This is a genomic window from Flammeovirga aprica JL-4, assembly GCF_012844305.1.
In the GTDB taxonomy this organism is placed as follows: Bacteria; Bacteroidota; Bacteroidia; order Cytophagales; family Flammeovirgaceae; genus Flammeovirga; species Flammeovirga aprica.
In genome coordinates, this window is record NZ_JABANE010000080.1 from 31,685 (window position 1) to 41,048 (window position 9,364).

The 9,364-nt window shown below is 34.4% G+C and carries 10 protein-coding genes; 9 read left to right on the top strand and 1 reads right to left on the bottom strand.

The window, feature by feature from the left end:
- Positions 1-198 precede the first annotated feature (198 nt).
- Positions 199-1,752, bottom strand: coding sequence for a BCCT family transporter (locus HHU12_RS23420; RefSeq protein ID WP_169659171.1), 1,554 nt, complete (start codon positions 1,750-1,752; stop codon positions 199-201).
- Between the two features lie 503 nt (positions 1,753-2,255).
- On the opposite strand from HHU12_RS23420, the gene HHU12_RS23425 reads away from it, so the two are divergent.
- The 9 genes from HHU12_RS23425 to HHU12_RS23465 all read left to right on the top strand — a co-directional run.
- Positions 2,256-3,431, top strand: a complete 1,176-nt coding sequence (locus HHU12_RS23425; RefSeq protein ID WP_169659172.1) for a glycosyltransferase family 4 protein — start codon at positions 2,256-2,258, stop codon at positions 3,429-3,431.
- Positions 3,419-4,402 (top strand): hypothetical protein, encoded by a 984-nt coding sequence (locus HHU12_RS23430; RefSeq protein WP_169659173.1) that lies wholly within the window; start codon positions 3,419-3,421, stop codon positions 4,400-4,402. The genes HHU12_RS23425 and HHU12_RS23430 overlap by 13 nt, the downstream gene beginning before the upstream one ends.
- Entirely contained in the window at positions 4,378-4,731 is a 354-nt protein-coding gene (locus HHU12_RS23435; protein WP_169659174.1) for a hypothetical protein, read from the top strand. Before HHU12_RS23430 ends, HHU12_RS23435 begins: the two co-directional genes overlap by 25 nt.
- 120 nt (positions 4,732-4,851) lie before the next feature.
- The gene (locus tag HHU12_RS23440) at positions 4,852-5,742 is read left to right on the top strand and encodes a hypothetical protein (RefSeq protein ID WP_169659175.1); all 891 of its coding nucleotides are present in this window, start codon (positions 4,852-4,854) and stop codon (positions 5,740-5,742) included.
- A 2-nt stretch (positions 5,743-5,744) separates the two neighbouring features.
- A complete protein-coding gene (locus tag HHU12_RS23445) occupies positions 5,745-6,095 on the top strand; it encodes a hypothetical protein (RefSeq protein ID WP_169659176.1) in 351 nt (116 codons plus the stop codon).
- A gap of 194 nt (positions 6,096-6,289) precedes the next feature.
- Entirely contained in the window at positions 6,290-7,390 is a 1,101-nt protein-coding gene (locus HHU12_RS23450; RefSeq protein ID WP_169659177.1) for a glycosyltransferase family 4 protein, read from the top strand.
- A gap of 2 nt (positions 7,391-7,392) precedes the next feature.
- Positions 7,393-8,241, top strand: a complete 849-nt coding sequence (locus tag HHU12_RS23455) for a hypothetical protein (protein WP_169659178.1) — start codon at positions 7,393-7,395, stop codon at positions 8,239-8,241.
- A 176-nt stretch (positions 8,242-8,417) separates the two neighbouring features.
- Complete coding sequence (locus HHU12_RS23460) at positions 8,418-8,723, top strand: transposase (RefSeq protein ID WP_169659179.1); 306 nt, start codon at positions 8,418-8,420, stop codon at positions 8,721-8,723.
- Between the two features lie 11 nt (positions 8,724-8,734).
- Positions 8,735-9,364 (top strand): IS3 family transposase (locus tag HHU12_RS23465; protein ID WP_317170530.1); only part of this gene is annotated, 630 nt, incomplete at its 3' end.

Here is a 9,364-nt window from a genome sequence, read left to right on the forward strand (position 1 = left end):
ATGGTACTGATACCTATCAAATTTAGTAGTTCATTGATTTGAAAGTAGAACCCCTGTAGAGACGAAATGCTTTGCGTCTCACGAACCACTACAAGAACCATTTTACGAACTGTTTTTCTTCATTTTACATTCTTAATTCTTCATTCAAAAAAAAGTTGCTTAACTTTTTTTTGTCCTAGTAAATGTTTTGAGAGCGCATTATTTTTTCTTTTGATAATGCTCGTTATAATAATCAGAAAGTGCTTTGTAGAAACTAAAACACATAATGATAATGATGATTGAAAATGGAAGTCCCGTCAAGATGGAGGCTGTTTGCAATGCTGTTAAACCACCGCCCATTAATAAAACGCCTGCAATAAGACCTTCCATGGAAGCCCAGAATATTTTTTGACCTACAGGTGCATCGTGTCTTCCTCCTGAGGTTAATGTATCTACCACAAATGAACCTGAGTCAGATGAAGTCACAAAGAAACTTGTGACTAGAATGACGGTTAGGATGGAAGCAAAAGTGGTAAATGGATATTGTTCCAACAGGAAATAAATTGCTGTAGCAATATTTTTATTTACCGCCTCAGTGATGCTGTGGTTACCGATTAATTCTTGGTATAAGGCACTTCCGCCAAATACACTCAACCAAAGGAATGTGAGTAATGAGGGAACGATCAATACACCCAAAACAAATTCTTTGATGGTTCTGCCTTTTGAAATACGAGCAATGAAAATGCCTACGAATGGGGACCATGAAATCCACCATGCCCAGTAAAATACAGTCCAGGAGTTTTGCCAGTTTTTATCTGTACCGACTCCTTTGTATGAATTGGTCCAGAAACTTAATTCAAAAAACTCATAGACATAGTAGCCAAGGTTTTGAACAAAAGATTTTAATATAAATAGGGTAGGGCCGACTAATAAAACCATAAGCATTAGCCCTAAAGCTAAACGCATATTCCATTCACTTAGCATTCTGATTCCTTTGTCAAGGCCCAATACCAATGATAAAGTGGCAAAGAGCGTGATGATCACAATCAGAATCAATTCTACTGTGTTAGTAGTAGGAATATCGAAAAGGTAATTTAAACCGGCATTGACTTGCTGTACACCAAAGCCTAGTGAAGTAGCGAGTCCAAATAAGGTGGCAATCACAGCAATTATATCAATTACATCTCCAATGGGACCGTATATTTTTTTACCCAATAATGGAAAGAATATAGACCGGACGGTAAGCGGAAGTTTCAGATTAAAAGTAAAAAAGGCCAATGCCAATCCTACTACTGCATACAATGCCCAAGCGTGCACTCCCCAGTGTAAAAAGGTAATACCCATTGCTTTTTCAGCCGCGACAGCCGGTGATCCTCCTTCTTTCAAAAAAGGATTCCCATTAAAGTGAAAAACGGGTTCTGCTACTGACCAAAACAACAGGCCAATTCCCATTCCAGCACTGAAAAGCATAGCAAACCAGGCTGTTTGAGAAAACTCAGGTTCGGCATCTTTTCCTCCAATTTTTACTTTTCCGTATTTACTAAAACCTAAATAGATAGCATAAAATAAAAGACCATTGACCAGTAAAATAAATAGCCACCCGACATTATTGGCTACAGTTGTTTGTGTTTTTTTGAACCATTCTTCCATGGGATCACCAACTATTAAGGTGCTGATAACCAATATGGCGATAATAAGTATGGACGTAATGGAAACGGTGGCATTTGCTTTAATGCCCCAAAAGGTTTTTTGATCACTTCTTAGGTGACTCATAAAGTTTATTTTTTCTGTTCTAAAAGCGAATATGCTTTTATGATACAATGAGACTATTTCATCCTCAGTGAGAGGGAATAGCTACCTGTTCAAAGGTGATAATGTAAGACAACCAAAATCATATATTATTGATTTCAAAAATGAAAAAAATAATACCTCATAATATCCAATCAATTGTTTTAAAAATAGTGATAATCATATCAAAAATAAAGATTGTGGGGTTTTATTAAGAAATAACCTCCATGAGTGTAGTTAATTGTTGAGATAATCACTTTTTGAATGAAGGTGTGCGTGTTGTGGATCTGTGATTTTGTAGGGATGTTGCATTGCAGCGTCCATAGTACCATGATTAAAACCATATTGCTTTGTATTTTAAGGATCATTACACGAACCATCTTTCTTCATTCATCATTCTTAATTCTTCATTATAAACTCTGTTAACTTTTGTCCTAGTACTTAATTTTTTTTCTTAACTTGAAATGAATTTTTTAATGTAAGCTAACTTGGAAAAACATCGTGCCTTATATTGTGCTTTTGACTTGTTCCCCACAAGTAAAGGAGCCGCCACACATATCACTCATTTCGCCAATGCACTATTCGATTTTTTTGGTGGAGGAATGCTGTACACTTTAGGAAATCAAGAATATTTGAGCGAAGAGTGGGAAGGGAATGTGCAACTGAAAAGAATGCAACAGCAAATCCCTAATTTCTGGGAGCGTACTCAATATTATGGGAAGTTACTTTATCAAGAAATACAGTCTATGCCTGAGCTTGAGGTGGTGCATTATAGGGATATTTGGTCTGCACAAGCTGTTTTAAAAGGAGAGAAAAGGTATAAGACCGTTTTTGAGGTGAATAGTTTTCCTTCTATTGAATTGCCCTACCGCTATCCTTTGCTTTCAAAGGCATCAATTGATAAAATTAGAAAAATAGAAAAGTACTGTCTTGAGGAAAGTGATATGATTGTGGTTCCCTCTTTACTGATACAAGAGCGTATACTTCAGAATTATGGCATTGAAAAAGCAAAAATAATTGTAATACCTAATGGTGCCAATGTGAATGAGGCAGACTATCCAAAGATAATTGATGAAGATTATATCATTTATTTTGGAGCCGTTCAAAAATGGCAGGGGGTTGATATTCTGATCAAAAGTATGCCTTACCTCTTAAAAATGAAGCCTGATTTGAAGTTGGTGATTTGCAGTTCTACAAGACCTAAAGAAGCAAAACTATTGCATAAGGTCGTAAGCCGTCTTGGTCTAGAGGAAAATATCCAATGGTTTTATCAACAAAGCAAGGAAGATTTGTCACAGTTATTACAGCATGCTATGATATCCGTGGCTCCATTAAAAGAAGATGCTAGAAATATAGAACAAGGGTGTTCACCACTGAAAATACTGGAATCCATGGCTCATCAAGTACCTGTAATAGCATCTAATTTGCAGGTGACAAGAGAGATCATTCAGCATGATCACGATGGTATTTTATTGCAGTCAGAACGCCCCAATGAATTAGGGAGAAGTATTTATCTGTTACTCTCAGATCCTGCAAAAAGAAAGGAATTGGCTAAAAATGCTTATCAAAAAATTCAGTCTCAGTATTTATGGGAACTACAAATACAAAAACTCCAAAATGTCTATCATGAACTAATTGAAGAAGAAACAATATGCAAACAATAACGAAGTACCCTCTGAGTATATCCTACAGAAGGGCAAAAGAAAAATACGGAAGCCATAGTGTTTTTAAAAGCAAACTTACGAACGCTGATCATGAATTTCTGAACAGCAATAAACTACAAGGCAACTTTACATTAAAGCAGATTTATAATATTCTTTATAAGACATCACTGTATAATTCACTGCGTAAAGGTTTAAGAGAAGAACTCTCGCTGAAGGTAGCAATTACTCTTTTTTCCCTCTTTATGATTGGTATAATTACAATGATGACGAGTTATACCAAATTAGGAATAGGGATTTTTGCTTTACTTTTTGTGAGTGCAATCATCTCTATAGGTATTGTTACGAGTATTACGGAATACTCTAAATTTCAATTAGAAAATGAAATCGCCTTAAAAGGGATTATCTATGCTTTAATGAAAGATTTCGGACCTAAGCAGAAGGTGTATATTAATTTGAACTTTAATGAAATAGAACAAAGCAAAGTGAATTTGCTGAAAAAATACCAAGCTGGAGCTAAAAAAATTAAAGTCTATAATAAACATCTTTTTACGCTGAAGTTAAATGTTGGAGAGCATATGAAACTACAGCTTGAAGATCAGTTTTTCTTAAAAGTCCAAAATTGGAAAACCACTAATAGAAGGGCTGGAAGGGTAAAAACAAAGTATAAGTCTAAGGAAAAAGGTGTTCATAAATTATATTACAAGGTACTTTTAGATAGTCGACACTATACTATTGCTGATAATGAAAATAGACTTCACTTTAATCAAATGTATATCGAAAGACATCAGACTTTTGAAAATAAGGTATTTGAACTAAAAGAAGGAATGTGGGAACATAAAAGCAAATTTAAAATAAGAGAAGTGGAGGAATCCGATATTAATGAATTATTGGATGAAGTATTGGAGCATTTACAACAACCATTTTTACAGATCAAAACGAAAGAATCATGGCAACTTGCGAACAAAAAATAGGAATTTTCACTTTAAAACAATGTAATAAGGAAGGAGAGTATCATTGTGATGAATGTGGTAAATATTTTTGTGATACACATTTTACAAATTTAGGTGTTTGTAGATCTTGTTATTCTCAAAGGCAAAATAGTTCACAGTTGATGGAAAGTGATGGATGGTATTGGGCGACGGCTAGAAGAAGACACAGATATGATGCAGGTGATTTGGAGTTGCTGACTTATTCTGAGCTGATGCTGGATGAGGTAGAAATGATGAGAGATGAATTTGATCAGGATGGAATGGATGCCGATGAGTTTGACGAAGGAGATGTTTCTTATTTTGATAGTTAAGGGGAGAGAGTTAAGAATTAAGAATGAAGAGTTAAGAAAAGTGGATCGTGTTGTGGTCTTTTACGATCTAATTTTCTTAACTCTTATTTCAATTTTAAATGTAAGAATAAATTGAAGCCAATGCAGAAAATGATACAATATCCTTTAAGAATAACGTATGCTGAAGCAAAAGGAGAATATGGTGATCACAATACATTTAAGGGGACTTTGACCTCAAATGAACTCCAATTTATTGAGGATAGAAAAATAGAAGGAAGGTTTTCTTTGGGAGAACTCTATCACCTCATTCATAAGTCATCTTTGTATTATACCCTGATCAAAGGTAAAAGAGATCATATTAATGGATATGGAATATTTGGATCATTGGCTTTAGCTGCTGCAGCATTTTTAGCTTATGTAAAAGAGGTGGATTGGCTGCTTATTGTCTTAATTGTCGCTTTAATAGGAAGCATCATATTAACGATTCAATTAAGGAAAAGAACAAAATATGAACCTTTTGAAATGAATAATGATGAGGTGTTGAAAGGTCTTATTTATGTTTTAATACAAGATTTTGGCCCTAAACTAAAAGTAAATTTAAGTATGGACTGTACACCTCTTGAGGTAAAAGACAAGATAGTTGATAAGTTTAGAAGACGAGGTCGAAATTTTGTGATTTACAAAAAAGAATATTTAAGATTGAAATTCAGTCTTGGTAATAGTGTGAAAGTAATTTTACAGGATGATTACTTTTGCAGAAAACAAAGTTGGACAAAAAGAAGTAGATCTGGAAAAACGAAACATAAATCCAAGGAAAACCAATTCAATAAAGTTGCTTATAATATCCTTTTTGACAGCCAAAAATACGAACCTAAACCTAATGTAGAAGAGAACGGAATGAGCTTAGAAGCTGGAATGTGGGTGTTTAAAGGTAAATTCAAAACAGACAATGGGAGGCATAAGACAAGTCATTTATTAAATGAGCAGTTAAAGCATTTACAGCAACCATTTTTACAAATGAAAAGGAAATAACAATGGGAAATTGTGAACAAAAAATTGGGATTTTCACCCTGAAAAGATGTGAAAATAGGGCAGAACATCAATGCGGGGATTGTAATAAATATTTTTGTGCTACTCATTTTACTGAACATGGATTTTGTAAATCTTGCTACAGTAAGAGACAAGATGATGGAGAACTGTATGACGATGACAGCTGGTATTGGTTTGTGCACAGGAGAAGAGAATATGAGGCAGAAGACCTAGAATTGTTGATGTACTCTGAGATGATGCTCGATGAGATAGATCTTATGAAGGAAGAGTTCGAAGAGCAGGGAATAGATGCATATGAATTTGATGAAGGGGACGTTTCTTATTTTGATAGTTAAGAGGAGAGTTAAGAATGAAGAATGAAGAGTTAAGAAAAGTGGACCGTGTTGTGGTCTGTAAAGTGATTCAATGGATGTATTAATATGAGTCTTGTAGGGATGTTGCATTGCAACGTCCACTGAACCACAAGAAGAACCATTATTCTTAACTCAAAAAGTCAGAAAGTGGGAAAAGTAAAACAAGAATAAGATTAATGAAAAAAATACTTTGGCTTACAGAAAACTATCCACCACAGCAAGGAGGAATGTCTGAGTCATGTGATCGAATTATCGAAGGGTTGAAATCAAAGGGTTTTTACATTCATGTAGTACATTTTTATAGAAAGGGGAAGCCCTTTAAAACGTTGACAAAACAGAATGGGACCTATACTTATATTCCAGTGACCCATTCAAAAGCTCACACGCTTCATCTTACAGCCACTTATTTAGAAAATAATTTTGAGGGTGAGGCTGACCTGATTATGGGGTGGGGCGGTAATATTGTGAAAGAAGGGATTTATGTTATTCATAAATTATTAGGTGTGCCATACTATTTTTGTTTTAGAGGAAATGATTTTGATGTTTCCTTATTCAATGCCAAAGACGTATTTAATTTAGAGCGGTTAATTAACAATGCTTCTGGAATATTTACCAATAGCAATGATAAAATACAGCGCATGCAGAGGGTGTTTGATTACACAAAAGCGTATTTTACACCTAACAGCATTGATCTAAATTTCTGGAGAAAAACACCTCAAGAAGTACAGCAGGCAATGGATTTTAGGAGTATGCATCAAGGTAAAATCATTATTGGCCTTTTTGGTTTTATAAAAGAGAAAAAGGGTTTTACATTTTTTCTGAATGCATTGAGACGTTCACTGGTTGCTGATCGTTTTCTTTTTCTTTTTACAGGAGAAATCACAGCTACAGAACAGACTTTACTTGACGAGGTAGGAGTGAGTTATGAAGCACTGGAAAATGTAAGCCGTTATGAATTAATACCTTATTATTTGTATTGTGATTGGCTCACAATTCCTTCTTTTTATGAGGGCATGCCTAATGTTTTATTAGAGGCAGGAGGACTTGGTATTCCAGTTGTAACGAGTGCAGTAGATGGTATGAAAGATGTGATTACAGATGGTGAAAATGGGTTGCTTTTTGAGAATTTGAATGAAGAAGATTGTGCTTTAAAACTAAAACAAATCGCTAAAATGGATGAAGAAGAAAGGACGTTATTAGGGACAAATCTTTACCAGGATATCAAAGAAAACTATACATTGGAAAATGAATTACAATCATTTGTAGAAATTCTTTAGTTATGAAACTGTTTTATGTATTAGGAGGTGGTTTGGGGCATCTTACCCGTGTGAAAAGACTGATAAGTACGTTAGGAATAGAAAGTGACTTTCTTATTTTTTCAACTGCTTGGGCTACTAAAGTATTTCCTTCCGATCAATGTATTATCATAGATACAGAAGTGGTAAATGATAAGGGAAAATTGTTTGACTACTTATTGCATCAGCTAATAAAACACGCTGTCACTGATCTTTACATTGATACTTTTCCACTTGGTTTATTTAAAGAAATTGATTTCAATCTTATTCCAAAACAGTGCCGAACACATTATATAGCACGCTATCTGAAATGGAACACATACATTCAAAAATCATCATTTCAAAATGTAAAATTTGATACTTCGTACATTATAGATTTTATGAATCAAGAGCAATTCCGTTTTATAAAATCTAATTCTAACACTGTACATCATTATCAGTTAAAACCTTCTAAAGTAAAGGCAGGTCAACAAAATCAAGAACAAAAATATTATCTCATCAATCATTCCGGGTCCCAAGAAGAGGTGCTCCAACTCCTTGAATTATTGAAAAAACACCCTGGTTATAAGCAATCCAATCTTCCTATTTTGATCAATTCCCCAAAGGATTTTTCGGGAGTAATTGCAGATAATGTTGAAATGATCCATCAATACCCTGCTCACTCATTATTTGACCAAGCGAAATTAATAGTGACAGGCTGTGGGTATAATAGTATGATAGAGACACTTCCTTTTTTCGAAAAACATATTTTTACACCCTTTGAACGAAAATTTGATAATCAATTTGAAAGGGCAAAGAGAAGAAATGATTTTGTATTAAGTAATACAAGATAGAGATTGTTAGTAATGTGCTTCGCTGTTTTTATTCTTCTATTTTTCTTTGTTACTTTCGCCTAAGTACTAGGACAAAAGTAAACGAGTGTTTCGTGCACCATAGTTAAAATGGAATAGCTACATTTACCCGGAGAGTAAGTTAAGCCCCTTTAATCAAAAAAAAGTATTTTTGCATTATGGGAAAACGACGTACAAGAAAAAGCTACGACAAAGAATTCAAATTGATGATAGTTAACTTAGTTCAAAGTGGTAGACCAGCAAAGACAGTTGCTGAAGAGAACAACCTAGATGATCATATGATTAGAAGATGGGTACGTGAATATGATAAATATGAGCGTAATTCTTTTCAGGGCAATGGAAATGTTGTACAAACACCAGAAGAAGCTAGAATAGCAGAGTTGGAAAAGGAGCTTCAAAAGGTAAAAACAGAACGTGATATATTAAAAAAGGCCATAGGCATATTCTCCAAGAGCGACAGTTAACCTATAAATTCATTAAAGAACATAGTCATGAGTTTTCTGTTGAGAGTATGTGTGAAGTTCTAGAAATAAGTAGTTCAGCCTATTACAGTTGGCGTCAGGAAAAAGTGTCGAAGCGTAAAATAGCTTTCGAGAGAGATACAAAGCATGTTTTAAAGGAATATCACCTTTCAAAAAAGAGGTATGGAAGCTATAAGATCACTTCCTCATTAAAAGAGAAAGGTATCCAGACCTCTCGTAATCGAGTAGCTAGAATAATGAAAAAAGAAAACATAAAAAGCTGCATTTGTAAAAGTTACAAACCTCAGACGACACAGTCCAACCATGGAAAGAAGGTAGCACCTAATATACTGAACCGTAATTTTAAAACAGATGCACCAGCAAAAGCATGGGTATCAGACCTTACTTATATTCCAACAGACCAAGGTTGGTTATATTTAACAATGATCTTAGACCTATTTGACCATTCTATTGTAGGATGGTCAATGTCTGAAGATATGACAGCAGAAAACACAGTTTTAAAGGCTTGGAAAATGGCTAAAATAAATCGTAAACCTGAAAAGGGTATGATCTTCCATTCTGATCAAGGGGTACAATATATTGCAGAGAATTTTCAAAAAGATTTAAGAAAAAATCATGTTATC